Origin of the sequence: Yoonia rosea, from assembly GCF_900156505.1 — a bacterium.
Taxonomy (GTDB): Bacteria; Pseudomonadota; Alphaproteobacteria; order Rhodobacterales; family Rhodobacteraceae; genus Yoonia; species Yoonia rosea.
Genome location: NZ_FTPR01000004.1, coordinates 1 through 26,942, shown reverse-complemented (window position 1 = coordinate 26,942; position 26,942 = coordinate 1). Strand labels below are relative to the sequence as shown.

General features: G+C 56.5%; 25 protein-coding genes and 1 tRNA gene. 4 read left to right on the top strand and 22 right to left on the bottom strand.

Translation table 11 applies throughout. The features are described from left to right. The first annotated feature begins 249 nt into the window (after positions 1-249). Complete coding sequence (gene ettA / locus B0B09_RS16330) at positions 250-1,905, top strand: energy-dependent translational throttle protein EttA (protein WP_076660994.1); 1,656 nt, start codon at positions 250-252, stop codon at positions 1,903-1,905. Between the two features lie 21 nt (positions 1,906-1,926). Here the strand turns inward: ettA and B0B09_RS16325 are convergent, their stop codons facing one another. The 14 genes from B0B09_RS16325 to rplK all read right to left on the bottom strand — a co-directional run bounded on the left by B0B09_RS16325 (position 1,927) and on the right by rplK (position 20,483). After that, the gene (locus B0B09_RS16325; RefSeq protein WP_076660993.1) at positions 1,927-2,928 is read right to left on the bottom strand and encodes a 5-oxoprolinase subunit C family protein; all 1,002 of its coding nucleotides are present in this window, start codon (positions 2,926-2,928) and stop codon (positions 1,927-1,929) included. Next, positions 2,921-3,610, bottom strand: a complete 690-nt coding sequence (locus B0B09_RS16320; RefSeq protein ID WP_084190885.1) for a 5-oxoprolinase subunit B family protein — start codon at positions 3,608-3,610, stop codon at positions 2,921-2,923. The genes B0B09_RS16325 and B0B09_RS16320 overlap by 8 nt, the downstream gene beginning before the upstream one ends. Positions 3,611-3,618: 8 nt before the next feature. Then, positions 3,619-4,380, bottom strand: a complete 762-nt coding sequence (locus B0B09_RS16315) for a LamB/YcsF family protein (protein ID WP_076660991.1) — start codon at positions 4,378-4,380, stop codon at positions 3,619-3,621. 12 nt (positions 4,381-4,392) lie between these two features. Then, positions 4,393-5,676 carry a TRAP transporter large permease gene (locus tag B0B09_RS16310; RefSeq protein WP_076660990.1) on the bottom strand — a complete coding sequence of 428 codons (1,284 nt, stop codon included), beginning with the start codon at positions 5,674-5,676 and terminating at the stop codon, positions 4,393-4,395. Further along, complete coding sequence (locus tag B0B09_RS16305) at positions 5,673-6,221, bottom strand: TRAP transporter small permease subunit (protein ID WP_076660989.1); 549 nt, start codon at positions 6,219-6,221, stop codon at positions 5,673-5,675. The genes B0B09_RS16310 and B0B09_RS16305 overlap by 4 nt, the downstream gene beginning before the upstream one ends. Before the next feature lie 25 nt (positions 6,222-6,246). After that, positions 6,247-7,278 (bottom strand): TRAP transporter substrate-binding protein, encoded by a 1,032-nt coding sequence (locus B0B09_RS16300; RefSeq protein ID WP_076660988.1) that lies wholly within the window; start codon positions 7,276-7,278, stop codon positions 6,247-6,249. A 29-nt stretch (positions 7,279-7,307) separates the two neighbouring features. Next, positions 7,308-8,129: a putative hydro-lyase gene (locus B0B09_RS16295; protein ID WP_076660987.1), complete on the bottom strand. Its 822-nt coding sequence runs from the start codon at positions 8,127-8,129 to the stop codon at positions 7,308-7,310. Positions 8,130-8,220: 91 nt separating this feature from the next. Beyond that, positions 8,221-9,099, bottom strand: a complete 879-nt coding sequence (locus B0B09_RS16290) for a LysR family transcriptional regulator (RefSeq protein ID WP_055296192.1) — start codon at positions 9,097-9,099, stop codon at positions 8,221-8,223. Positions 9,100-9,250: 151 nt separating this feature from the next. Further along, positions 9,251-13,498: a DNA-directed RNA polymerase subunit beta' gene (rpoC, locus tag B0B09_RS16285; protein WP_076660986.1), complete on the bottom strand. Its 4,248-nt coding sequence runs from the start codon at positions 13,496-13,498 to the stop codon at positions 9,251-9,253. 85 nt (positions 13,499-13,583) lie between these two features. Then, a complete protein-coding gene (gene rpoB, locus B0B09_RS16280; RefSeq protein WP_076660985.1) occupies positions 13,584-17,723 on the bottom strand; it encodes a DNA-directed RNA polymerase subunit beta in 4,140 nt (1,379 codons plus the stop codon). A gap of 245 nt (positions 17,724-17,968) precedes the next feature. Further along, the gene (gene rplL, locus B0B09_RS16275; RefSeq protein ID WP_076660984.1) at positions 17,969-18,343 is read right to left on the bottom strand and encodes a 50S ribosomal protein L7/L12; all 375 of its coding nucleotides are present in this window, start codon (positions 18,341-18,343) and stop codon (positions 17,969-17,971) included. A 68-nt stretch (positions 18,344-18,411) separates the two neighbouring features. Then, a complete protein-coding gene (gene rplJ / locus B0B09_RS16270) occupies positions 18,412-18,924 on the bottom strand; it encodes a 50S ribosomal protein L10 (RefSeq protein ID WP_055296196.1) in 513 nt (170 codons plus the stop codon). 432 nt (positions 18,925-19,356) lie between these two features. After that, positions 19,357-20,058 (bottom strand): 50S ribosomal protein L1, encoded by a 702-nt coding sequence (gene rplA / locus B0B09_RS16265; RefSeq protein WP_055296197.1) that lies wholly within the window; start codon positions 20,056-20,058, stop codon positions 19,357-19,359. Beyond that, positions 20,058-20,483: a 50S ribosomal protein L11 gene (gene rplK / locus B0B09_RS16260; protein WP_055296198.1), complete on the bottom strand. Its 426-nt coding sequence runs from the start codon at positions 20,481-20,483 to the stop codon at positions 20,058-20,060. Before rplK ends, rplA begins: the two co-directional genes overlap by 1 nt. Before the next feature lie 275 nt (positions 20,484-20,758). Here rplK and B0B09_RS16255 point away from each other — a divergent pair, with 275 nt between their 5' ends. Further along, positions 20,759-21,271 (top strand): cytochrome b, encoded by a 513-nt coding sequence (locus tag B0B09_RS16255; RefSeq protein WP_076660983.1) that lies wholly within the window; start codon positions 20,759-20,761, stop codon positions 21,269-21,271. Positions 21,272-21,273: 2 nt separating this feature from the next. Beyond that, entirely contained in the window at positions 21,274-21,843 is a 570-nt protein-coding gene (locus B0B09_RS16250; RefSeq protein WP_076660982.1) for a Rieske (2Fe-2S) protein, read from the top strand. Between the two features lie 69 nt (positions 21,844-21,912). Here B0B09_RS16250 and nusG read toward each other — a convergent pair whose 3' ends face one another. The 5 genes from nusG to B0B09_RS16225 all read right to left on the bottom strand — a co-directional run bounded on the left by nusG (position 21,913) and on the right by B0B09_RS16225 (position 24,411). Then, positions 21,913-22,443 carry a transcription termination/antitermination protein NusG gene (nusG, locus tag B0B09_RS16245; protein WP_055296201.1) on the bottom strand — a complete coding sequence of 177 codons (531 nt, stop codon included), beginning with the start codon at positions 22,441-22,443 and terminating at the stop codon, positions 21,913-21,915. Between the two features lie 186 nt (positions 22,444-22,629). Then, positions 22,630-22,830, bottom strand: a complete 201-nt coding sequence (secE, locus tag B0B09_RS16240; RefSeq protein ID WP_055296202.1) for a preprotein translocase subunit SecE — start codon at positions 22,828-22,830, stop codon at positions 22,630-22,632. A gap of 90 nt (positions 22,831-22,920) precedes the next feature. Next, positions 22,921-23,817: a hypothetical protein gene (locus B0B09_RS16235; protein ID WP_076660981.1), complete on the bottom strand. Its 897-nt coding sequence runs from the start codon at positions 23,815-23,817 to the stop codon at positions 22,921-22,923. Between the two features lie 45 nt (positions 23,818-23,862). Further along, positions 23,863-23,938 (bottom strand) — tRNA-Trp (locus B0B09_RS16230). Positions 23,939-24,111: 173 nt separating this feature from the next. Next, positions 24,112-24,411: a hypothetical protein gene (locus tag B0B09_RS16225; protein WP_076660980.1), complete on the bottom strand. Its 300-nt coding sequence runs from the start codon at positions 24,409-24,411 to the stop codon at positions 24,112-24,114. A gap of 215 nt (positions 24,412-24,626) precedes the next feature. On the opposite strand from B0B09_RS16225, the gene B0B09_RS16220 reads away from it, so the two are divergent. Then, entirely contained in the window at positions 24,627-25,316 is a 690-nt protein-coding gene (locus B0B09_RS16220) for a lysophospholipid acyltransferase family protein (RefSeq protein ID WP_076660979.1), read from the top strand. On the opposite strand, the gene B0B09_RS18075 is transcribed toward B0B09_RS16220, so the two are convergent. The 3 genes from B0B09_RS18075 to B0B09_RS16205 form a co-directional block, all read right to left on the bottom strand. Further along, positions 25,313-25,711, bottom strand: a complete 399-nt coding sequence (locus B0B09_RS18075) for a hypothetical protein (protein ID WP_076660978.1) — start codon at positions 25,709-25,711, stop codon at positions 25,313-25,315. The two genes, B0B09_RS16220 and B0B09_RS18075, sit on opposite strands and share 4 nt — an antisense overlap. A 107-nt stretch (positions 25,712-25,818) precedes the next feature. After that, positions 25,819-26,463 carry a CatB-related O-acetyltransferase gene (locus B0B09_RS16210; protein ID WP_076660977.1) on the bottom strand — a complete coding sequence of 215 codons (645 nt, stop codon included), beginning with the start codon at positions 26,461-26,463 and terminating at the stop codon, positions 25,819-25,821. A gap of 200 nt (positions 26,464-26,663) precedes the next feature. Then, positions 26,664-26,942 (bottom strand): EF-Tu C-terminal domain-related protein (locus B0B09_RS16205; RefSeq protein ID WP_446001694.1); only part of this gene is annotated, 279 nt, incomplete at its 5' end.

Genomic DNA, 26,942 nt, shown 5'->3' with positions numbered 1-26,942 from the left:
AACGTCTTCCACAACGCACAGCGCTTCTGAAACACCCCAACGACCAAGGCTTCATCCGAGACCGGTAAAGCCGGATCCTGCGTTTCGCTGATGTCCTCGGCCCGCTTGGTTATGCCCCCCACAAGACATGCGGTCAGGTTCACTGACACAGGGCAGACGATGAAGATAAATCATGGCGTCCTTTGCATTGCCCCTGCCCCTTTGCATGGTTATCTAAGGCGGAACCCTGACTTTATCGGAGCGTCCCCAATGGCTGCCAATCAATTCGTCTATTTCATGGACGGCGTGTCCAAAACCTATCCTGGCGGGAAAAAGGTTTTTGAAAATATCCGCCTGAACTTTCTGCCTGGCGTGAAAATCGGCGTCGTCGGTGTCAACGGCACCGGTAAATCGACACTGATGCGGATTATGGCCGGTCAGGACAAGGAATTCAGCGGTGAGGCGTGGGCCGCCGAAGGCGCGCGTGTGGGGTACCTGCCGCAAGAGCCCGAACTTGATCCGAACCTGACCGTGCGTGAAAACGTGATGCTGGGCGTGGCCGACAAGAAGGCGATTCTTGATCGCTACAACGAAGTTGCCATGAACTACTCGGAAGAAACCGCCGACGAAATGGCCCGGCTTCAGGATGAAATCGACAGCCAGAACCTCTGGGATCTGGACGCGCAGATTGATATCTCGATGGAGGCCCTGCGCTGCCCACCCGATGATGCAGACGTCACCACACTTTCAGGCGGTGAAAAGCGCCGTGTCGCACTTTGCCAGCTCTTGCTGGACGCACCTGATATGCTGCTGCTCGACGAACCGACCAACCACCTTGACGCGGAAACCATCGCATGGCTGCAACAGCACCTGATTGACTACAAAGGCACGATCCTCATCGTCACCCACGACCGTTATTTCCTTGATGCGATCACCGGCTGGATTCTGGAACTCGACCGCGGCTCTGGCATTCCGCATGAAGGCAACTATTCAAGCTGGCTTGAGGCCAAAGCCAAGCGGCTGGAGCGCGAAGCAAAGGACGACAAATCCAAGCAACGCACCCTGCAACGCGAACTGGAATGGATGCGCCAAGGTGCTAAAGCGCGGCAGGCGAAATCCAAGGCACGGATCGCGGCCTATAACGAAATGGCCAACCAGTCCGAGCGCGAGAAAATGGGCCGCGCCCAGATCATCATCCCCAACGGTCCACGGCTCGGATCCAAAGTGATTGCGGTGGATGGTCTGAAAAAGGCCATGGGCGACAAGCTCTTGATCGAAGGCCTCAGCTTTGATCTGCCCCCCGGCGGGATCGTCGGCGTGATCGGCCCGAACGGTGCAGGTAAATCCACGCTGTTCTCGATGCTGACCGGTCAGGCCCAGCCTGATGAGGGCACCGTTGAATATGGCGAAACCGTCAAACTGTCTTACGTCGACCAGTCGCGTGACGCGCTGAACCCTGACAGCACGGTTTGGGAAGAAATCACAGGCGGCGCAGAGATTATTGAACTTGGCGATGCCTCGATGAACAGCCGCGCCTATTGCTCGGCCTTCAACTTCAAAGGCGGGGACCAGCAAAAGAAGGTAGGGCTCTTGTCGGGCGGTGAACGCAACCGCGTGCATATGGCCAAGCTGCTGAAATCAGGCGGCAACGTCCTGCTGCTTGACGAACCAACCAACGATCTGGACGTGGAAACGCTCCGCGCGCTCGAAGACGCGTTGGTCGATTTCGCGGGCTGCGCCGTGGTGATCAGCCACGACCGCTTCTTCCTTGACCGGATTTGCACGCATATCCTTGCCTTCGAGGGCGACGCCCATGTGGAGTGGTTCCAAGGCGCGTTTACCGACTACGAAGAAGACAAGAAGGCACGGTTGGGCGCAGATGCGCTTGAGCCGAAGCGGATGAAGCATAAGAAATTCGTGCGCTAAAGCCGCCCGATTGATGCCGCGTTAATCGTCCGCCCAGGCGTGGATCAGATTTTCGCGCATCAGTCTTTGTGCCAAGGTACCTCGCGCGATCGAAATCTGCGCGAGGTATTGCGCCTTTCGCTCTGCGTAATCGCGTGCCGCATCAACGGCCTGCTGCGTTGAGACTGACGCAAAACGAATCTTCTGACCCGCGCGCAGCTGGGTCAGCCGGTCTGTGTCACATGAAATCACAGTCGCTATCTTTGGATAGCCGCCCGTTGTTTGATGATCCGCGAGAAGAACTGTCGGCACACCGTCGCCCGAGACCTGAATGGCCCCACGCACAATCGGCTCTGACGGGATAGACAAAGCGCGCTCCATCTCGAGGGTCGGGCCATTCAGCCGCATCCCCATCCGGTCGTAGGCATCTGACAGGGCGAAAGGCGCGCTTAAAAGGTGCTCTATCGCTTCAGCTGTAAAATACTGGTCCTGCGGGCCCAGCACGACGCGCATCGCGCCGTCAGATGCAAAGTCCGGCTGCGCGATCTCGCCCTCGCGCTCTTCGCGCACAGCCGCATCAGCCACGACAAGCGCTTGTCCGCCTTGCACAACACCCCCACCAAAGCCAGAGGATGCGTGAGTGGCTTGACTTCCAAGCCATGTCTCAGACGCCAGATCACCCGCGAAAGCCAGATAGGCCCAACTGCCTGCCTTGCCCGCACGGATTGCCAGCTTCTCGCCTTTGCGGATTGTCAGGATGGTCCATGAACTTGTCTTTTGCCCTGCATGTTCGACGACAAAATCACCACCGGTGATCGCCACGCTGACCGATCCTTCGGTGCATTGCAGCATCAGACCACCAAGGGAAATCTCGATCGCGTTCGAGCCTGCCTTGTTGCCAAGTGCTGCATGGGCCGCATCAAAGGCCAGACGATCCATCGGGCCGGACGCCGCCACACCATAGCGCATGTGACCCGGACGGCCCACATCCTGCATTGTGACCAATGGCCCTGCAAATGAGACAGAGAATTTTGCGCTAGCCATCGACCTTTTCCTTGCAAAGCTCTTCATAGGTTTTGAGGTCAACACGTTCAAACACCACCCGATCACCCACATCAAAAAGGAACGGATGGTCTGGGTTTCCTGTGAAAATCGGAGTCGGGGACCGCCCGATGATCGACCAGCCTGTGGGCATCGTCAGCGTTGTAATCAGACATTGTGGCCCTGCGATAATCACACTACCAGCGGGCACACCGCGCACGGGGGCGGGCTTGCGCGGCACTTGGATCGCCTCTGGTACCCCGGACAGATAGGCGTAACCGGGCGAGAACCCATACATTAGAACATGAAAATCCCCCGCAAGATGCGCGTTGATGACTGCCTCCTGCGACAGCCCTGTCGCCGCAGCAACGGCTTCCAGATCAGGGGCGAAAGGGCCCTCGTAGCAGACCTGAACCTGTCGTTCGACGCCAATGATCTTCTGGCTTTCCAGACCTTCAAGCTGTGTCCGCAGATGGCTTTCAACAGCACCGTGGTCCGTCTTGATCGGGTCAAACGACACCAGAAGATTGACTAGCGCAGGCACCGTTTCAATCACGCCATCCGGCACATCTGCTGCGATTGCCTGATCAAGCGCAATGACAGCCGCATGGGCCTCTTCGCTGATTGCATCAGAGAAAGTCACCAGCAAAGCATGATCAGCTACGGGTTTAAATCGAGGTTCCATAAGCATCCTTAGGGCGCGATAAACGGTCTGAACGCGACACCCTGCGCTGTGAGATAGTTAGAAATTGTGCGTGTCATGTCCACAGCCCCCGGGCTGTCACCATGCACACAGATCGAATGCGCTGCAAGTTTGATAGGGTCGCCATCCACCACTGGCATCAGACCGCTTTGCAGAAAGCCCATCAAACGCGCGGCGGCCTCCGTCGCGTCGTGGATCATCGCACCTTCTTGGTTGCGCGGCACGAGCTGCCCCGAGGAAAGATAGCCGCGATCAGCAAAGATTTCCGAAAACACAGGCACGCCTGCGGCCCGTGCGGCCTCTTCGCTTTGAGTGCCAGAGATGGCGAGGATGGCCAATGCGGGATCAATCCTCTGCACAGCCGCGACAAGGGCATCTGCGACCGTACGATCCCGCGCTGCTAGATTGCCCAGCGCCCCATGCGGTTTGACGTAGGTCACAGGCACCCCAACCAGTGCCGCGACCCCCATCAGCGCACCGATCTGTGCGGCACACATCCGCCCGATCTCATCCGGTGACATGGGGATCACACGGCGGCCAAAGCCTTCGCGATCCGCATACCCCGGATGCGCGCCAACGCTCACCCCGTTTTGCTTGGCCTGCATCAACGTCCGGTACATCGTCTCTGGATCGCCCGCATGCCCCCCGCAGGCGATACTGGCCGAGGTGACCAGCGTCATCATCTGGCTGTCATCACCCATGGACCACGGGCCAAAGCCTTCTCCAAGGTCAGCGTTCAGGTCAATCTGCATCGCCTCCGGCCCTTATTGCAGGAAGTTAGGAAGGAAAAGTGCGATGCTTGGGAAAGCGATGAGAAGAAATGCCATCGCAAGCATGGTCAGGCAATAGGGCAAGGCCCCCAGCATCACTTCGTTCAGGCTGCCCGATTTGCGCGCGCCCTGCACAACATAGAGATTCAGACCTACTGGCGGTGTGATCAGGGCCATCTCGATCAGGACAATCATCAGGATACCGAACCAGATCACATCATAGCCCTGCGCAACCACCAGCGGCACGATGATCGGAATGGTCACAACCATCAGAGACAGGGTTTCAATGAAGAACCCCAAAACGATGTAAAGCACGACCACGACAAGGATCGTCTTAAGCGGTGTTAAGCCAAGCCCCGTCATAAATTCTGTCAGTTCCCGCCCGAGCCCCGCAGAGGCCAGCGTGAAATTCAGGAACGACGCACCAATCACGATCAGCATGATCATTGATGTGATCTTGACTGTCCCCGTCAGACTTTGCAGCAACATGTCCCAAGACACACCACCGAAGGCCAGCGCAATCAAAAATGCGCCCGCCACACCAACGGCTGCGGCCTCGGTCGGGGTGGCCCAGCCACCGTAGATCGACCCCACGATCAGGCCGAAAAGGATCAGGATCGGGATCAGGTCAATCAATGCGCGCAGCATCTGCGGGAATGGAAACGTGCGGCGCACGCCACCCAGATCAGGCCGGATCATGCAGATAATCGCCGTCACGACCATAAAGGCAATCGCCAGCGCAATACCGGGGATCAACCCCGCAAGAAAGAGCTGCGGAATAGAGGATTGTGTCAGGAACCCGTAAACGATCAGGTTGATCGACGGTGGTATCATAATGCCCAGCGTCCCACCCGCAGCGATCGCACCGGAAAAGAGTTTGGGATCATACCCCAGCTTCTCGGCCTGCGGCATGGCAACAGTCGCCACCGTGGCAGCCGTCGCAACAGATGACCCCGAGGTCGCCGAAAACATGGTCGCGGTGGCGATATTGGCATGCACCAGACCACCCGGCAGCCAAGACACCCAGCGGTCAAGGGCGGCATAGGTCCGCGTTGCAACACCACTGCGCACAAGGATTTCACCCAGCAGTACAAAGAACGGGATGGCAATGAGGGTAGCCGAATTTGATGACGACCACACCATATTCCCAAGGCCACGCGTCAGGGGAAAATTGGAAAAGAAGATATCAATCCCGAACCCCAACAGAAACAGGACGATCCCGACAGGAATGGAAAGCGCAAGCAGCCCCAAAAGGCCGATAGACACATAGCCGATCATTGCAGTGTCTCCTGCTCAGCGAAGGCACCAATGATGCTTTCTGTTTCGGCATGTCTGCGTTTGGCCAGCAAGCTAAGCGCGCAAAGCGTCGTGATCGTGGACATGGCCGCAAACCAGACCCAGCCCGCAAACCATGGCAACTGCACCCAAGCCAGTGGCGTCTCAAGCGGCGTGTTCGCGCGCGATCCATTGGTGATGGACCGTTCGACAACCGGCCATGCTTTGATGGCGATCGTGATGATCACACCGGACATGATGATCATCGAAAAGACATCAAACAGCGCCTTTCCGAAGGATTGGAATTTCGTGCGCAGCAGATCAATGCGGACATGCCCCAGCTCAAGCAGCGTGTAGGACATGCCCCAAGAGGTCGCGAGCGCCATCGCATAACCCGCGATCTCTTCTGTGCCGCCAAGGGACGAGCCGATCTGGCGCATGATAATATCCACGAGCACAAAGGCAGCACACAGGAGCAGGCCGAAACCCACGACCAGCGCCACGCCTTTGTTGATCACCCGCAGACGATGAATCAGCTTAAATTCCATCTCAACACGTCCCCTGACTTTGCTTTTAGTTGATTGTCACACCAACAACGGCGCCGACGCTTTCATTCCAACGGGCCGCCCAATCACCACCTGCGCGCTCTGCCCATTCAGGAAGAACTTCGGTTGTCAGGATGTCGCGTGCCCGCGTAAAGTCTGCGTCGCTCACCTCAACCAAGGTCATGGAGCGCGCATCACCTGATGGGCATTCACCATTGCCTGTCAGGCAGGCAATGTCATTGACCAATGCGTCTTGGGCGCTGGCCCATGCCGGATCTTCAAAACCGGTGACAATCTCGCTTGAGATCAGCGCTTGGTCATCCGCACTCAGGCTGTTCCATTTATCCAGGTTGATCGCAGTCACGACCGAGTCCCAACCACCAAGCGGAATGGGCAGCAAGTGCGTGGAAACTTCCCACCAACCCGCGCTATAGCCCGAACCGGCACCTGTGACGGCACAATCGACAACGCCGTTCTGCAACGCACCCGGCACTTCGGCGAAGGAAACGTTCACGCCTTCCGCGCCAAGTGCTTCCAGCAACTTCGCGGTCATCCGGCCAGAGGCGCGCACCTTCAGACCCTCAAGATCGGCCAGATTTGTGATCTCGTGGTTGCAGAAAACGACCTGTGGTGGGTAGGGCGCAATCGCAAGTACGTGCGAATTGAAACGGTCGCGATAGATGTCAGAGACCATCGGGCGGGCAGCATCGACCATTGCACGTGCCTCATCAGCAGTCAGCGCAACCAGCGGCACATCCAGACCTTCCAGTTCAGGCGCATCGGCAACGGCATAGTCGGCCACTGTCATCGCGACGTCATAAACGCCCTGACCCAGCAGTGGATAAATATCACCAAGACCGAGGCTCATCTGGTTATGGGTCGTCAGTTCAACATTGATGCCGCCACCCGACGCTTCCGGCAATGTCGTGCTCCAGAAGGGTGCCTCATATTGGTTGTGCAGAGGCAGGCTGGACCAGCTTCCGACGACGGACAGATCTTCGGCTATGGCGGGTGATGCGAGTGCGGTGGTCGCCGCGAGGATGGATATGACTTTCTTCATAGTTTTTGTCTCCTTGTTGGGTCGTTTGTTTATTGTTTTAGAATTGTTGTTTCGGCGTCCTCGGCCACATCGGCGATAAGCATATGACCGGGCGAATGCGTGATGCAGAGCGGCAGCCCGGCGTCCAGCAGGACGTTCTGAGGTGTCACACCGCAGGCCCAGTAAACCGGCACTTCGCCAGCTCTGATTTCAACCGCATCACCCCAATCAGGCTGCATCAGATCCGCAATCCCGATCTTTTCCGGATCGCCGACCGCAATCGGCGCGCCATGAGCCTGAGGGAAACGGCGACTGATTTCATGCGCTTGGGCAACCTGATGTTCCGGAATGGGGCGCATGGTGACAACCATTTGACCGTGAAACCGACCCGCCGGCACCAGATCAATCTTGGTGCGAAACATCGGAACATTCAAACCTGTCTCGATATGACGCACAGGAATGCCAGCGCGCAAGAGCGCATTCTCAAAGGTAAAGGAACACCCCAGTGCGACCGTAACAAGATCATCAGTCCATTCATCGCTGATATCGGTGACCTCATCGGCCAGCGTGCCATCGCGGAAGATGCGATATTTGGAAACATCAGTGCGGATATCAATGTTTTGGCCCAGCGTCGGCAGCGCTGGATTGCCGGTATCGCTTACACCGACAACCGGACAAGGCTTGGGGTTGCGCTGGCAAAACCGCAAGAAATCGAGCGCATAACGTTCTGGCAAGATCGCAAGATTGCATTGTAATTTACCGGCCGCCAAACCTGCGGTGTGCCCTGCATATGATCCTGACCGGATCGCCGCGCGTGCATCAACCGCGGTGGCGGTGACCAGATCGATGTGGGAAACAGATTTCGCGTTCATGGCAGCCCCGCTCTTCTTGATAAAGCATCACATGTTAGGGCTGTTCCATGCAAATTATCATTTTATATCGTTACCTATAAAATTTTCTTATTCACCTGACGTGCCGTAGATCCCAGTCTTGCGCGACAGTGCGGGCAATCTCTGCACTCGTTTCAATAAGAAAACTGCGCGGTTCGGACAGATATGAGGCTGTGAAGTCCAGTGGACTCGGGCGAAAGCCCGGATCGAATTCAACAATCTGACCCGCCGATAGCAGATCATTTGCCAACGCGCGCGGATAGGGGCCAACGGCGATTCCTGCTGCGATCATCTTGAGGCTCGCAGACAGAGACGCCGACGAATAAACCCGCAGCTTGGGTCCGATGCGGCGTGATAGTTCCGACATCAGTTCGCGGTGCGGCCGGGTCTGGCTGGAATATGAAATGATCGGGATCCGGCTGAGATCCTCCTGCGGGTTTGAAGCGGCACGGTACCAGTGCAAATGGAAAGCTGGCAGAGCAACGTTTTCGATCGAGAATTCGGACACGGGCCCCATCAACAGTGCCAAATCAAGTTTGCGGTCAAGCAGATCAGCGCGCAGGTTAAGCGAAATATCAACTGCCAGATCCACGTTGACGCGCGGGTACTGCTGGCTGAAGGCTTTCAGGAAATCGGGCAGCCAAGCCTGAGCGATCGTTTCCGAGGCGCCCACGCGAAACAGCCCTTCTGTTTCAGACGGGTTCGCGACGCGCTGTTTGATCTCCTCTTCGACGAACAACATCTGCTCGGCATAAGACAGGAGCAACGCGCCATGTTTTGTTAGAACCGGTTCCCCCAAGCCACGCTCAAAAAGCGGAACCCGGAGTTCCTGTTCGAGGTTCGAAATGCGCGTTGAGACAGCAGGCTGTGACAGGTTGAGCCGTTCAGCCGCTTTGCGAAAGCCACCAAGACGCGCCACCCAGAGAAAGGTTTTGATCTGATCAAATGTCATAGGCCATCCATATAATGGATCACGACGGGCGCAAAATGATAATGCAGGCAAAATCTGCCCGCTGATCTCTGTGGCACGTCAATGGCGCAAACGCACAACAAAAAAGGCCCCCGCAAAGCGAGGGCCTTTCTTTGCTCAGAGAGACGCTTGTTTATGCGTCGTCCTCGGACGTCTCAACGGCGGTGCCAAAGACCTGATCTTCCTCGGACTGCGCTGGCATCTCCATCGGAGCTGCAAGGCGTGCGGCCTCTTCAGCTTCCTCGCGGCGTGCTTCAATCACGACATTGTCGCGATCTGCAGCAACACGGCGGATTTGCTGTGTTGCACCACCGGTACCGGCAGGGATCAGACGGCCCACGATCACGTTCTCTTTCAGGCCGATCAGCTTGTCGCGCTTACCTTGCACGGAAGCTTCGGTCAGAACGCGTGTCGTTTCCTGGAACGATGCCGCAGAGATGAACGAACGGGTCTGCAACGACGCCTTGGTGATACCCAACAAGATCGGCTCGCCTGTCGCAGGGCGGTCGCCCCGTGCAAGTGCCTTCGCGTTGGCTTCATCAAACTCGGCCTTATCGACGTTCTCGCCTTTCAGCAGAACGGTGTCACCGCTGTCCTGAATCTCCCACTTCTGGAGCATCTGGCGCACGATAACTTCGATGTGCTTGTCGTTGATCTTCACACCTTGCAGGCGATAAACGTCCTGCACTTCGTCGATCATATAGTCCGCAAGGGCCTCGACCCCCATAACCGCAAGAATATCGTGCGGGGCTGGGTTGCCGTCCATGATGTAGTCACCCTTCTGGACAAAGTCACCTTCCGCAACCGGAATGTGCTTGCCCTTGGGCACCATGTATTCGACCTTCACGTCTGCATCATCCGAAGACTCAATCGCGATGCGGCGCTTGTTCTTATAGTCCTTGCCAAAGCGCACGTAGCCATCGATTTCAGCGATGATTGCGTGATCCTTTGGACGACGGGCTTCGAACAGTTCGGCCACACGTGGCAGACCACCGGTAATGTCTTTCGTCTTGGCACCCTCACGTGGGATACGCGCGACAACATCACCCGCTTTGATCTCTTCGCCGTCTTCAACCGACAGAACCGCATCCACAGACATTGGATACGCAACGGGGTTGCCGTCCTCTTTGAGGACAACTTCGCCATCCTTGCCAAGAACGATGATCTTCGGAGCAAGCTCATTGCCCTTCGGTGCCGCACGCCAGTCAGACACGATGCGCTGGGTCATACCCGTTGCATCGTCGGTGTCTTCACGGACTGCGATACCGTTCACCAGATCAACGTATTTGGCTGTACCAGAGGCCTCGGCGATGATTGGAAGTGTATAGGGATCCCATTCAAAGAGTTTATCGCCGCGCAGCACAGATGCGCCCTCTTTGACGAACACTTTGGAGCCATAGCCGACCTTGTGGGTCGCGCGCTCTTCGCCCTCTTCACCAACAATCGCGAGAACCATGTTCCGGCCCATCACAACCATTTCGCCAGCTGCGTTCTCAAGCAGCTGAGCATTACGGTATTCGATCTTACCAGGCTGTGAGGCCTCGAGGAACGACTGCTGGCCACCTTGGGCAACACCACCAATGTGGAACGTCCGCATTGTCAGCTGTGTACCAGGTTCACCGATGGACTGTGCCGCGATGATACCAACAGCTTCGCCGATGTTCACGCGGGTACCGCGGGCCAGATCACGGCCATAGCACATCGCACAAACGCCATCTTCGCTTTCACAGGTCAGCGGGCTGCGGATACGCATTTTGCCAATCGCGGCCATGTCGATCATGTCGGCCTTGCGCTCGTCGATCAGCTCGCCTGCTTCGACGATCACTTCGTCCGTACCCGGCTTAATGACGTCATCCGCAGACACACGACCCAGCACACGCTCGGCCAGTGATGCAACGACTTCACCATCGTTCACGGCGGCTTCTGCGGTGATCGCACGCTCTGTTCCGCAATCGACCTCACGGACGATGCAGTCTTGGGCGACGTCCACTAGACGACGTGTCAGGTAACCCGAGTTCGCAGTCTTCAACGCCGTGTCCGACAGACCCTTACGGGCACCGTGGGTCGAGTTGAAGTACTCAAGAACGGTCAGACCTTCCTTAAAGTTCGAGATGATCGGCGTTTCGATGATCTCGCCGTTCGGCTTGGCCATCAGACCGCGCATACCGCCCAGCTGCTTCATCTGTGTGACCGAACCACGCGCACCGGAGTGGGCCATCATGTAAACCGAGTTCGGCTCACCTTCGGCACCATCCGCCAAGAGCGGTGTGGTGGAGATCGTGGTCATCATCGCGTCGGTGACTTTGTCGTTGGCCTTTGACCAGGCATCGACAACTTTGTTGTACTTTTCGCCCTGTGTAATCAGGCCGTCCATGTACTGCTGTTCAAAGTCTTTGACCTGCTCGCGTGTCTCGTCGACCAGTTCCCACTTGGTATCGGGAACAACCATATCGTCCTTACCGAACGAGATGCCTGCCTTGAACGCTTCGCGGAAGCCCATGGTCATGATCTGGTCACAGAAGATGACAGATTCTTTCTGACCACAGTAGCGGTAGACGGTGTCGATGACCTGCTGCACTTCTTTCTTGCGCAGCAGACGGTTGACCAGCGCAAACGGCGCCTTGGCATTGAGCGGAAGCAACGCACCCAGACGCAAACGGCCCGGTGTGGTCTCAAACCGCGTCATGACTTCGTTGCCTTCGTCGTCGATCTGTACCATCCGCGCCGTGATCTTGGCGTGCAGATGCACTTCACCCGCGGTCAGCGCGTGCTCGACTTCTTCGATATCGCTGAAAGACATGCCCTCGCCCTTCATGCCGTGACGCATGATGGTGGTGTAGTAGAGACCAAGGATCATATCCTGTGACGGCACGATGATTGGCGCACCGTTCGCAGGCGACAGCACGTTGTTTGTCGACATCATCAGAACGCGGGCTTCCAACTGGGCCTCAAGGCTCAGCGGGACGTGAACCGCCATCTGGTCACCGTCAAAGTCAGCGTTAAACGCAGAACAGACCAGCGGGTGCAGCTGGATCGCCTTACCTTCGATCAGAACCGGTTCAAACGCCTGAATGCCCAAACGGTGCAGCGTTGGCGCACGGTTCAGCATGACAGGGTGTTCGCGGATCACCTCATCAAGGATATCCCAAACCTCTGGACGCTCTTTTTCGACCAGTTTCTTGGCTTGCTTGACTGTGCTGGACAGACCCTTGGCTTCAAGGCGCGAGTAGATGAACGGCTTGAACAGCTCGAGCGCCATCTTTTTCGGCAGACCACACTGGTGCAGCTTCAGTTCCGGACCGGTCACGATGACCGAACGACCCGAGAAGTCGACGCGCTTACCCAAAAGGTTCTGACGGAAGCGACCCTGCTTACCCTTCAGCATATCGGACAGCGATTTCAGCGGGCGCTTGTTGGCACCCGTGATCACGCGGCCACGACGGCCATTGTCGAACAGCGCATCAACAGATTCCTGCAACATCCGCTTTTCGTTCCGCACGATGATGTCAGGTGCGCGCAACTCGATCAGACGCTTCAGACGGTTGTTGCGGTTGATCACACGACGATAAAGATCGTTGAGGTCAGACGTCGCGAAACGGCCGCCATCCAGTGGGACCAGCGGGCGCAGTTCTGGCGGGATCACAGGGATCACGGTCAGCACCATCCACTCGGGGCGGTTGCCGCTTTCAAGGAAGCTTTCGACGATCTTCAAACGCTTGATGATCTTCTTGGGCTTCAATTCGCCTGTGGCCTCTTTCAGATCGGCGCGCAGTGTCTCTGCCTCCGATTCCAGATCAATCTGGGCCAGCATTTCGCGGATCGCTTCAGCACCGATGTTGGCCTGGAATGCATCCATGCCATAAAGGTCCTGTGCGTCGTTGAACTCTTCCTCGGTCATCAACTGGCCATAAGTCAGGTCAGTCAGGCCGGGTTCGATCACGACGTAGTTTTCGAAGTACAGGATGCGCTCAAGATCGCGCAGCGTCATGTCCAGCATCAGGCCGATGCGGGATGGCAGCGACTTGAGGAACCAGATGTGTGCGACGGGTGCTGCCAGTTCAATGTGGCCCATCCGCTCGCGGCGAACCTTTTGCAGCGTAACTTCAACACCGCATTTTTCGCAGACAACGCCGCGATACTTCATGCGCTTATACTTACCGCACAGGCATTCGTAGTCCTTGATCGGGCCAAAGATACGCGCACAGAACAGACCGTCGCGCTCTGGCTTGAACGTACGGTAGTTGATGGTCTCGGGCTTTTTGATCTCTCCGAAGGACCACGACAGGATCCGCTCGGGAGATGCCAGCGACACCTTGATTTCATCAAACGTTTTTGCCGGTGTGAGCGGGTTAAACGGGTTGTTTGTCAGTTCCTGGTTCATCTTCAATTCCTTGAATTGGGGTGCGTTGGGGAGGGAGGCAGACTTTCATCGAAAGTCTGCCTGCAAAGTCTCGATGAGACTTTGACTATTCCTCATCCTCCGCATCCAGGAGTTCCATGTTGAGGCCGAGACCCCGGACTTCTTTCACGAGCACGTTGAACGACTCCGGCACGCCGGCCTCAAAGTTGTCCTCGCCTTTGACGATGCTTTCGTAGACCTTCGTCCGCCCTGCCACGTCATCCGACTTCACAGTCAGCATTTCCTGCAAGGTGTAAGCCGCGCCATATGCTTCCAGTGCCCAGACTTCCATTTCCCCGAAACGCTGGCCACCGAACTGGGCTTTACCACCCAGAGGCTGCTGCGTGACAAGGCTGTAAGGCCCGGTGGAACGTGCGTGGATCTTGTCGTCGACAAGGTGGTGCAGTTTCAGCAGGTATTTCACGCCTACGGTCACTTTGCGCGAGAACTGCTCGCCCGTGCGACCGTCGAAAAGAACCGACTGACCCGAGGTGTCGAAACCGGCACGCGTCAGCGCATCGTTCACGTCAGCCTCTTTTGCACCGTCAAAGACTGGTGTCGCAATCGGCACACCATTGACGACATTACCTGCTGCCTCGACGAGGTTTTCCTCATCCATGCCAGCGATGCCTTCTTCATAGACATCATCGCCATAGGCAATGCGCATCGCCTCACGCACGGGTGTCAGATCACCGGAGCGGCGGTATTCACCCAGCGCTTCGTCAATCTGGATACCCAGACCGCGTGCGGCCCAGCCCATGTGTGTTTCAAGGATCTGACCGACGTTCATGCGCGATGGCACGCCCAGCGGGTTCAGACAGAAGTCCACTGGTGTACCGTCCGCAAGGAACGGCATGTCTTCCATCGGCACAACCTTGGAAATAACACCTTTGTTGCCGTGACGACCGGCCATCTTATCGCCGGGCTGCAGCTTGCGCTTCACAGCCACAAAGACTTTGACCATCTTCATCACGCCTGGTGGCAGATCATCGCCGCGGCGCACTTTCTCGACTTTGTCCTCGAACCGCGCATCCATAGCACGTTTCTGGATTTCGTACTGTTCGTTCAGTGCTTCAACGATTTTCGCATCATCTTCGTCTTCCATGGCAAGCTGCCACCACTGTCCACGGGACAGATCGGCAACGCTTTCCTCAGAGACAATCGAACCAGCCTTAAAGCCTTTTGGCCCTTTGGCAGCTTTCTTGCCAGAGATGATGTCCCACAAACGTGCATAGATGTTGCGATCAAGGATCGCCAACTCGTCGTCGCGGTCACGGGCAAGGCGTTCAACCTCTTCACGCTCGATCTGCAGGGCACGTTCGTCTTTTTCCACGCCATGGCGGTTAAAGACGCGGACCTCAACCACGGTGCCAAAGTCACCGGGGGGCAGGCGCAAGGATGTGTCACGCACATCGGATGCTTTTTCACCAAAGATGGCGCGCAGCAGTTTTTCCTCTGGCGTCATCGGGCTTTCGCCTTTTGGTGTGATCTTGCCCACAAGGATATCTGCAGGGCCAACTTCGGCACCGATGTACACGATCCCCGCTTCGTCGAGGTTGCGCAGGGCTTCCTCACCGACGTTAGGAATATCGCGTGTGATTTCCTCTGGCCCAAGCTTTGTGTCACGGGCGGCGACTTCGAATTCCTCGATGTGGATCGAGGTGAAGACGTCGTCGCGCACGATACGCTCAGAGATCAGGATGGAGTCTTCGTAGTTGTAACCGTTCCACGGCATAAACGCGACGACCACGTTCTTACCAAGGGCCAATTCACCGATATCGGTGGACGGACCGTCAGCAATCACCTGACCTTTTTGCACCGTATCACCCACTTTCACCAGCGGACGCTGGTTGATGCAGGTGTTCTGGTTCGAACGCTGGAATTTGCGCATACGGTAGATGTCGACGCCTGCGTCACCCAGCTCAAGGTCGGATGTCGCACGGATCACGATACGCTGCGCATCGACCTGGTCGATGATGCCGCCGCGTTTCGCCATGATCGCCGCACCACTGTCGCGCGCAACCACTTCTTCGATACCGGTACCCACCAATGGGGCCTCGGCCTGCAGAAGTGGCACCGCCTGACGTTGCATGTTCGAGCCCATCAAGGCGCGGTTGGCGTCGTCGTTTTCGAGGAACGGGATCAGGGACGCCGCAACAGAAACAAGCTGCTTTGGCGACACGTCGATCAGGTCCACGTTTTCACGCGGGGACAGTGTGTAGTCACCATTCTTGCGGGTTGAAACCAGTTCATTATTGAACGACCCATCAGGTGCCATATTCGCGTTGGCCTGCGCCACAGTGTGACGCATTTCCTCGGTCGCGGACATGTAGGACACTTCGTCCGTCACCTTGCCGTCTGTGACCTTGCGATAAGGTGTTTCGATAAAGCCGTATTTGTTCACGCGGGCAAAAGTGGCAAGCGAGTTGATCAGACCAATGTTCGGACCTTCCGGTGTTTCAATCGGACACATACGGCCGTAATGGGTTGGGTGCACGTCGCGCACCTCAAAGCCCGCACGTTCGCGTGTCAGACCGCCGGGCCCAAGCGCGGAGAGGCGGCGCTTGTGCGTCACTTCTGACAGCGGGTTGGTTTGGTCCATGAACTGCGACAGCTGCGAAGAGCCAAAGAATTCACGCACCGCAGCCGCGGCTGGCTTGGCGTTGATCAGGTCCTGTGGCATCACAGTGTCGATTTCGACAGAAGACATACGCTCTTTGATCGCGCGCTCCATGCGCAGCAGACCAACGCGATACTGGTTTTCCATCAATTCGCCGACAGAACGCACACGACGGTTCCCAAGGTGGTCGATATCGTCGATATCGCCCTTGCCGTCACGCAGTTCGACAAGTGCTTTGATACAGGCGACGATGTCTTCCTTGCGCAGGGTGCGCATGGTGTCTTCGGCATCCAGATCAAGACGCATGTTCATCTTCACGCGGCCCACAGCGGACAGGTCATAGCGCTCGCTATCAAAGAACAGCGTGTCGAACAGCGCAGACGCGCTATCAACGGTCGGTGGCTCACCCGGACGCATGACGCGGTAGATATCCATCAGCGCGGTTTCGCGGTTCATGTTCTTGTCCGACGCCATCGTGTTGCGCATATACGCGCCCACGTTGATGTTATCGATATCCAGAACAGGGATCGTCTTGATACCCGCATCGACCAGATCCTTGAGTGTACCGCCGATGACTTCGCCATCTTTGTCCATCTCGAGTGTCAGCTCGTCACCGGCCTCAACGTAGATCGCACCGTTTTCCTCGTTGATGATATCTTGTGCAACGAACTTGCCGACGATGTTTTCATAAGGCACCAGCAGCTCTTTGACGTCGCCCGCATCAATCAGCTTCTTGACCGAGCGCGGCGTAACCTTTTCGCCGGCTTTCGCGATGACTTCGCCGGTTTTCGCATCAACCAGATCAAAAGCAGGACGTGTGCCACGAACACGCTCCGGGAAGAACTTGGTTGTCCACGCCTTGCCCTTTTTGTCCAGCTTGTATTCGACGGTGTCATAATAGGCATTCATGATGCCTTCCTGATCCAGACCCAGCGCATAAAGCAGTGTCGTTACAGGCAATTTGCGACGACGGTCGATCCGGCAGAACACAAGGTCCTTGGCGTCGAACTCAAAATCAAGCCAGCTACCGCGGTATGGGATAATGCGGCAGGCAAACAAAAGTTTACCCGAAGAATGGGTTTTGCCCTTGTCATGGTCAAAGAAAACGCCGGGCGAGCGGTGCATCTGCGATACGATGACACGCTCGGTGCCATTCACAACGAAGGTACCGTTCGGTGTCATCAAAGGCATATCGCCCATGAAGACGTCTTGCTCTTTGATGTCCTTGACCGACTTCGCGCCTGTGTCTTCGTCCACTTCAAACACGATCAGACGGAGGGTCACTTTCAGCGGCGCGCTGTAGGTCATATCGCGCTGCTGGCATTCCTCGACATCGTATTTCGGCTTTTCCAGCTCGTACTTGACGAATTCAAGAACGGCGGTTTCGTTGAAATCCTTGATCGGAAACACCGACTGGAAGACACCTTTGATGCCTTCGCCGTCAAGTGGCGTGTCGCTGTCGCCGGAGCGCAGGAACAGATCATAAGAGGATTTCTGAACCTCGATGAGGTTCGGCATTTCAAGCACTTCACGGATTTTGCCGTAGTACTTACGCAGGCGTTTCTGACCAAGGAAAGTAGAAGCCATGTGCGGTGTCACCTTTTGTTTGTCTCTCGAGTTCCACATCGCCCGGGCCGCGACGCTTCACCCATTTGACCGGGGGTTCTAAAGTCTATTCGTGGCTGCCGTCCCACCGGCACCCTCCCGACTTTTGGAACCTACCCAAGAGGACGGTCAACGCATTGGCCGACCTCTAAGACAGGTTTGGCTGGACCCGCAAATGCGAGTCCAGCCTTGTTTACAGGGCGAATTGTGCTTCGCCAAAAGCGGGCTTAGGCCAGCTCGACCTCGGCGCCAGCTGCTTCCAGCTTTGCTTTGATCTCTTCGGCTTCGTCCTTGGACGCGCCTTCTTTGATTTTGCCACCAGCTTCGACGAGGTCTTTGGCTTCTTTCAGGCCAAGACCTGTGATGCCGCGGACTTCTTTGATGACGTTGATTTTGGATGCGCCAGCGTTCTTGAGAACGACGTCGAATTCTGTCTTCTCTTCTGCAGCCGCACCAGCGTCACCAGCAGGACCAGCCATCATAACAGCGCCACCGGCTGCTGGCTCGATGCCGTAGTCGTCCTTCAGGATGGTTTTCAGTTCTTGTGCTTCGAGAAGTGTCAGACCAACAATCTCTTCAGCCAGTTTTTTCAGATCAGCCATTTTATGCTTTCCGTTCGTTTTAAGTGTGTTCCAACGTGAGGGCACGCCCCCAAGTCAATTCAGATGCTTTATGCAGCTTTCTCTTCGATGGTTGAGAGAATGCTTGCGATGTTCGAAGCAGGCGCGCCAATGGCCCCGGCGATGTTGCTTGCAGGTGCACCGATGCAGCCCACGATAGAAGCAATAAGCTCCTCGCGTGATGGCATACCGGCAACCGCTTTCACACCAGCGACGTCCAGCGCTGTATCGCCCATAGCACCGCCGAGAATGACAAGTTTTTCATTCTCTTTGGCATACTTGTCGACAACCTTCGCCGCAGCGACGGGGTCTTCAGAGTAAGCGAGTACAGTCATGCCTTCGAGGTATTGGCCGATGCTTGCGCATGGCTTGCCCTCGAGGGCGATTTTGGCGAGCTTGTTCTTGGCAACGCGTACGGAACCGCCCGCTTCACGCATGTGCGCGCGCAGGTCCTGCATTTCAGCAACTGTCATGCCTTCGTAGCGGGCAACCACTACAACGCCAGAGCTTTCAAAGATCTGGCCGAGATCGTCGACCAGCTGTTCTTTTTGTGCTCTATCCACAGTTTTACTCCAAGTTTGGCACCGGATTTGATCCCGGCACCGGCTCTACTTTTGTCAAACGGCTCAGGCCGCCCAACAGTCTACAGTCCATGTGCAAACGGGGCGAGCCAGAGGGAACCGAGGAGAGCCTCAAGAATTCTGGTCTTCCCGTCTCAGGCAGGAATTAATGGCATAAGGCCAACCCACCGTCTCGGACGAATAAAGGCCCAGACGAATCAATCGCGCGGGCCTGCGGTATCGCTTAGAGTGTATTGCCCCCAAAGCCAAGTCCTGCGCTACAATTTATTGAGGTTTTGCGGCGAATGCCGCCGATGCGCAGGGATCGCGCCAATCGAAATAGCGTATTTAGTAGGACGCAAAGCGCGCGCGCCACTCCAAAACGCAAACGGCAGGCCAAACGGCCTGCCGAAATCTGCATCTGTCTAGATTGATTTAGACGTTGCCGGTCGCAGACGCGACATCAACAGATACGCCCGGGCCCATTGTTGAGCTGACGGAGATCTTTTTCATGTAGGTGCCTTTTGCGCCCGTCGGCTTGGCTTTGCCAACCGCGTCAACAAAAGCTTTCATGTTCTCTTCGATCTGCTGTGCAGAGAAAGAGGATTTGCCGATACCGGCGTGAACCACACCAGCTTTTTCCGCTTTGAACTGAACCTGACCACCCTTTGCTGCTTCCACAGCTTCCTTGATGTCCATGGTCACTGTGCCAACGCGGGGGTTTGGCATCAGGTTACGTGGGCCCAGAACCTTACCCAAACGACCGACGATGGCCATCATGTCAGGTGTCGCGATGCAGCGGTCAAAATCGATCTTGCCGCCCTGAACAGTTTCCATCAGGTCTTCTGCACCAACGATATCCGCGCCAGCCGCTTTCGCTTCTTCCGCTTTATCGCCGCGTGCGAATACAGCAACGCGCACGGTTTTACCTGTGCCGTGTGGCAGATTCACTGTACCACGGACCATCTGGTCGGCGTGACGTGGATCAACGCCCAGCACCATTGCGATTTCGATGCTTTCATCGAACTTTGCTGTGGCGTTGTCTTTGACCAAAGCAGCAGCTTCGGTGACGGTGACGTTGTGTTTCTCTGCGAATGCAGCGCGTGCTGCAGTTGTACGCTTACCAAATTTTGCCATTACTTCACCTCGATGCCCATAGAGCGAGCGGAACCCGCGATGATCAGCATTGCGCCTTCGATGGACGTCGCATTGAGGTCCTTCATTTTGGCTTCTGCGATTTCACGCACCTGCTTGCCTGTGATTGTACCAGCAACATCCTTGCCAGGTGTCTTGCTGCCAGACTTCAGGTTCGCGGCCTTCTTGATGTAGTAAGACGCAGGCGGCGTCTTGATTTCCATCGTGAACGACTTGTCCTGATAGTATGTGATCACTGTCGGGCACGGGGCATTCTTTTCCATGCCTTCTGTCTTGGCGTTGAACGCTTTACAGAATTCCATGATGTTGATGCCGCGCTGACCCAATGCTGGGCCGACTGGTGGGGACGGGTTAGCAGCGCCTGCAGGGACCTGCAGTTTAAGCGTACCCATAATCTTCTTGGCCATGAAGCCATCTCCTATTCCAACGCCCTTTGGTCGCGACCGCAGGGCTTTTCGTTGTGTGGTCCGGTCCGGCGCACGCGTGCACCTCGCCTCCCACATGAGTGCCGCCCACAAGGCGACAAGTGCGCCGTTTAGTCGGACACCCCCCGTTTAGCAAGTGGTTTTCGGCACGAATGCGCTGAAAAATACAACATCGCGGCAGCCAATAACGCGCACGTGATCCACCACGAAGTTGCCTTTAGGGAAACCGCAATAAATTGATCTCAAAGGAAAGCGCGATGACCTATACAAAAGCTCAGATCATTTTTCACTGGCTTACTGCTGCCGTTCTGATCGTGATGGTGTTGACGGGCCTCGCGTATACGTATGATTGGCTTGACGCAGACACGATGCAGCTGCACCAGATCGCAGGCCAGATCTTGATCGTTGTGGTGGTCGCCCGCCTCATCGCCCGCTTCCGGCATCCTGCAACACCGGCCGCCAAACCCCACCACCCGCTCGAGGCGGTCATGGCGAAAATCGTTCATGCCGGGCTTTACATATGCCTTATCGCCTATCTGGTGACCGGGTATATCGCCGCCTCGGGCCTGCGCGATCCCCTGCTGATCGCCGCCGTTGACCAAGGCCTTGCGCGCTCGGACACGGGCGAATGGTTTCTTGAGGCGCATTTTACGCTGAAATGGATCCTTTTGGCCCTGTTTGCCATCCACATCATCGCCGTTCTGAAACACCGGTTTTGGGACAAGGACTTGCCTTTGTCGAATATGACCCTCACCCCACGAAAGGAATGACCATGCAAAAAATGACCCGCCGCCATGTGATGACGACAATTTCCAGCACAGCCGTTTTACTCTGCCCTGCGATCTTGAATGCGCAGACGAATTTCGAGGCCGCATGGGCCGGCCTGCCAGAAGACCGCCCCACAGGTGAGAACCAGTTGATTACAGTCTCTGCGGGCGCAGCCGAGGTCGAGATTTCGGCGTTGCAACCCGGTGAGGTCGCCGTGATCGCGCGCCCGACAGATGACGCAGAGTTTTCGGCAACAGGCATGATGCAATACGTGGCGGTGCACCGGCGCACGGCAGAGCAGGTCGCCTTTGGCGCGGCGAATGATCGGGCGGGGACGGTCCAGAACCCCGAATATTTTGTCGTGAACCTGCTATGTACGCATCGTGGCAAGGCCATTGGCCTGACGGGGAACCCTGAGGCGCCTTTCGCTTGCCTTGACCGCGGATCGCGGCACGGATCGGTCTATAATGCCGTCGGCATGGGGGTCGCAGGCGCATCAGAAGGCGAGTACCTGTCGATCCCTGACTATACGCTGACAGTAGACGGCCCACAGGTTGTGCTGTCGCTGGCCTAAAGAACACAACAGCAGAAACAAAAAAGGGGAGCGTCGGACGCTCCCCTTTTTCAATTGCTGAGGTCGCCGTTACTGCTTGGAGACCTGCGTAAATTCAAGCTCGACCGGTGTGGCGCGGCCAAAGATAGAGACCGTCACCTTCAGGCGCTGGTTCTCTTCGTCCACTTCCTCGACCATGCCGTCGAAATCTTCGAACGGACCATCGTTGACTTTTACCTTTTCGCCAATCTCGAAGTGGATGAGTGTGCGTGGCGCATCTTCACCCTCTTGGACGCGACCAAGGATTGCCTGTACTTCGGCATCGCGCATCGGCATCGGGCGGCCTTGGGGGCCCAAGAAACCTGTGACGCGGTTGATCGAGTTGATCAGGTGATACCCTTCGTCCGACATTTCCATATGGACCAGAACGTAACCCGGCATAAAGCGGCGCTCGGCGGTCACTTTCTTGTTGCGGCGGATTTCGATCACTTCTTCGGTCGGCACCAGAACCTCATCGATCTGATCGCTGAGCCCCTGCTCTTCTGCCTTTGTGCGGATCGCTTCTGCAATCTTCTTCTCAAAGTTTGAGAGAACGCTTACCGAATACCAACGTTTGGCCATCTGTCAGAGCACCTTGTCGTCACGCAGCCAAAAGGCCGCAATTGCATTTCAGTTCGGCAGTTGAACCGCCAGTCCCGAAAATAAAAGCGGCGTGCAACTTGATTCGCCGCACGCCATTTTCGGAAGTTGTTGGCTCATACCGCTGCCTTACAGAGTTTTCAAGAGGCGGGCGGGAAAAGCGACGTATTAGCTGCCAAAGTAAGTCAGAACGCCATTCAGACCTGTCCGGATCAGCAGATCGACCAGAAAGAAAAAGATCGCCGTCAGCGCCGCCATAATGAACACCATGATCGTGGTCATCACCACTTCACGGCGGGTCGGCCATACGACTTTGCCCACCTCTGAACGGACTTCCTGGATGAACTTAACGGGATTGGCGAGTGCCATGGCTGATCGTCCTTTGTAAAAACATGACGGACTTACGGCCTCTGACCCGCAAATTCAAGCCCGTAAGGAAGGCTGCGTGATCGTGACACGTCAAAGTAGCTCAGGGCGCAGCAAGGTTACGCCATCCATTTGCGCAATCTCCGCAATCTGGCGCGCATAGGTCGCATCGCTCATGGCGTGATCCTTTTCCGAGAACCCGTCAAAAGGCGCATAGCCATCTTCGACGGCAAGTGCTTTGCGGGCCGCTCTTGCACTATTCTGTCCGGTAAGATCGCCCGCCTGTTCCAACACCTGCGCGACAGCAGCGGCAGACAAACCACGGTTCACACGTCGCCGCGGTGGCCGCACCGAAGCAGCGGCATCTTGCCCGACCAATCCGGCAATGATATGCGGAAAGACGGCACCATAGTCCTCGTATCGCCAAACCGTGACAGAGCCTACGCCATGGGACGTACGCAGGCGGCGGACCAGCTCAACCCAATCCACTGTCTTCATGCCATGGGTTTTTACGTAGGACTTGAACGGCTGCACTCTCCCGCCCAACAGAAGCTGGCAATAGGCTGAATTCAGAAAGGCCGTCGGGCGGCGCAGAGCAAGGTGGACGTCAATGTTCTGGCCAATTGCTGCTGACAGCCCCGTCAGTCGCGTATCGGCGACCTTGTATCGCCGCTTCATCTTGCCACCGTTCGGCGTGTTCAACGCACCGATAAAGTTTTCCTCGCTGAAAACCAACCGATGGCCATCCTTGCGCAGCCGCGCCAATTGCTCGGCCGCTGGACGTTTGACCATACCATCCGGCGCTTGATGTTTGAGCCCGAAGAGCGATTGCAAAGACCGCCCCGGCAACCGTAGCGTATCGGGGCCGTAATACTGCACGCCCTGCCCTGCCAATTGATCCGCAGCAGATTTCAGCGCGCGTTGCAGATGTGTGGTGGCAGTCTTGTGCGCTCCGATATGGAACGCGACAGAAAGAGGCGTCGCTGACATGGAAACTCTCTAACCTCCGCGCACCAGCGTGTCGGTGATCTGGTCTGGCAGGGGCACCAGGACTTGAACCCGGGACCTACGGTTTTGGAGACCGCCGCTCTACCAACTGAGCTATACCCCTATGACCGAGTAGCGAGGTAGTCCGAAACTCAGGCGGGATCAAGAGGGAAGGTGCCATGAAACCGCCGGACCGTCCGATTTCGGTTTGGGAACGGTCTGCGCCGACACAAGATCGGCGCAATCCATATCTAAGCAGCCGCAACCGGCCGAATTTTCGTAACCGTCAATGGGCCTTTAGCGGGAAGCGACCACCACCGGCCCAAAGGCTGCGTGATCAAGGGCCACTTCGTAGTCCGCATCGTAGTGACCCAGAAGCGATGGAAACAGATCTACGTCTGTCAAATAAACATCGTAGCTGGCATCGTACGATCCAAAGACGGCTGCACCGACTTCAATGCCATTCTCGGCAAGAACGGCTTCATAGTCAGCCTCATACAGGCGGCTCTTTTCATTGTTCAAAACAACTTCTGCAAAAGCAGGGCCAGCAGCAACGCTGACGGCAACAAAAAGCGCAATAGATTTCAAAGGGGTCATTGTAGGCTCCGTAACTCGATAAAAAATAAAACATGGAAAACACACCATGAGCACGGCGACGTGATAGAGGGCCAAAGTGGCGGGCTTATGCCAAAATCATGCGGTTTTTAGTCGAATTGTGTTCATATGCGGCGCGTTCAGGACGCTCGCAGCTTGTGTTCAGGTGCAGACCTGCGAAAACAGAGGCTGACCCGTAACCAAAGGCACGGCCCCAGATGTCACTGCGCAGACGCATCGAGAAATCCGAACGGTTCGTGAACGCCGTTGGACGTTTGGTGTTGCTCTATCTCAATCTGGTACAGCGCACGACACGGTGGCAGTCCGAGGGCGTTGACGAATTGCGTGCCGCAATGGCGGAAGGGCCTGTCCTGCTCGTAATGTGGCACAGCCGGCTCATGATGATCGCGCATCACTGGCCCGTTGAAAGCGGATCACTCTCGAGTTTGCATGATACCTCACCAATCGCGCGGGTCGTCGGGGCGGTTCACCAGCTGTCGGGGCTGCGCCCGATGAAAATGTCCGCCAAGGTTTCAAATATCGTGGCGTCACGCACTGTGCTGAAGCGCGTGAAGGACGGCGTGAGCATCGGGCTGACAGCTGATGGTCCCCGTGGGCCTGCATTGCAGTTAAAGGATCCGCCGCTTGAATGGGCGCGCGCAACAGGGTTGCCGATTTTCTGCTACGCTTTTTCAACCACCCGTCAGCGACGCGCGCAGTCATGGGATAGGTTACTGATACCAAGGCCATTCAGCAAAGGCGCCTATGTTTTCGCCCGCTTTCCCAAAAAGGTACCACGCAAGCCGGACGCGGCCGAATTGGAAAATCTCCGTGAGGAGATCGCCCGTTTCATCGACGCCAATACCGCGCGTGCAGATGCGATGATTGATCTGCCGCACGGCCCCTAAACTGTCGCGCGGCTAAAGAACAGCAAACACACCGCAGCCGCAAACGACATCACTGCCCCGGCAATGATCATCATTCCCGCGTCAGCCAATCCACCGCCCAATCGGGGGCCCACCATCATCACGACATAGGAGATCGTAAAAAAGACGCCGACCCCCAGAGACCGCGATTTCGGCGTCAGCACATCTCCGGGCAAGGTCATCGCCGGCCCCGCGCCCAATGCGAACAAGATGCCCGGCGCAAAATACAGTCCGATCAGAAAGCCGATATCTGCCAATCCGATACTGAACGCCTCCATCAAGAGCGGCGACAGCGCGGCAACGGCCTGAAACTGGAAAGCCATTGTAAGCCGAGCGAAAAACAGGATGGCCAGAATCAGCCCGCGACCAGCGGTCATGCATGACCCTTCCCGACATTCACCCTTGGCGCAACTGAAACGCAGATCATAACCCACGGCCACTGGGCCGTCAGTGCAGGTGCGTTTGCGCGGTGACGCAGCTGACTTTACGCGGTACCGCTCCGAAGCTTGGCCAAGTCAGCGCCGACAATCGTGGCCTCTTGGGTAACAATCCTGTCGATCTCCCAATCCCACCACGCAATCCCAAGCAAGGCTGCAATCGTCTCATCGTCAAACCGCATCCTGCTGATTTGCGCGGGGTTGCCCCTGACAATCGCGTAGTCGGGGATATGTCCGCCCACAACTGCACCCGCCGCAACGATCACGCCGTTGCCAATCCGGGCACCGGGCAGAATGGTAGCGCCTTGGCCGATCCAAACGTCATTGCCGACAATTGTATCGGGGCCGGGTTCAGGCATGGAAGGGCCGTCCGGACCTGCTCCAGTGAAAATCATAAAGGGAAACGTCGAGAATCCATCGTAGCGGTGGTTCGCGGAAGAGGTGATGAAAGTGACACCATCCGCCAACTGGCAAAATTTCCCGATCCGAAGCTTCTCGGGCGAAAACGCATAGAGGTAGGGCGCGAGATGGAGCGCCCAATCATCGGGCGGCTTATGCGCGCTGGCATAAGTGTAGTCGCCAATCTCGAACCGCGGATGATCAACAGCCGCGGAAAGAAAGACGGTGCCTTCGTGTGCGTTGCCGTCAGGCAGAATAACCGGATTTCGGGTTTCGGGGGTTGGAAAGGTCATGGGACATCCTTGTGCTGAGTTGAGAAAAGGTCACAGCGTTGAATGATCCATGTCGGCCTCCAATGGTTACGCGAACCGGCTAGCACATATCAGCAAAAACCAAAAGGCCGCCCCGATTGGAGCGGCCTTTGTTATTCATAACACCGTCGTGGGTTCTCGGCGATTGCGGCGCAATCACCTGCCACCCACTTCAAAGATTGTTATTCAACAATCTTTGATACAACACCGGCGCCGACGGTGCGGCCGCCTTCGCGGATCGCAAAGCGCAGGCCGTCTTCCATCGCGATCGGTGCGATCAGCTCGACGTTGAACTTCAGGTTGTCGCCAGGCATCACCATTTCGGTGCCTTCGGGCAGAACAACTGTGCCGGTCACGTCAGTGGTCCGGAAGTAGAACTGTGGACGGTAGTTCGCGAAGAATGGTGTGTGACGACCACCCTCTTCCTTGGTCAGAATATAGGCCTCTGCCTCGAACTTTGT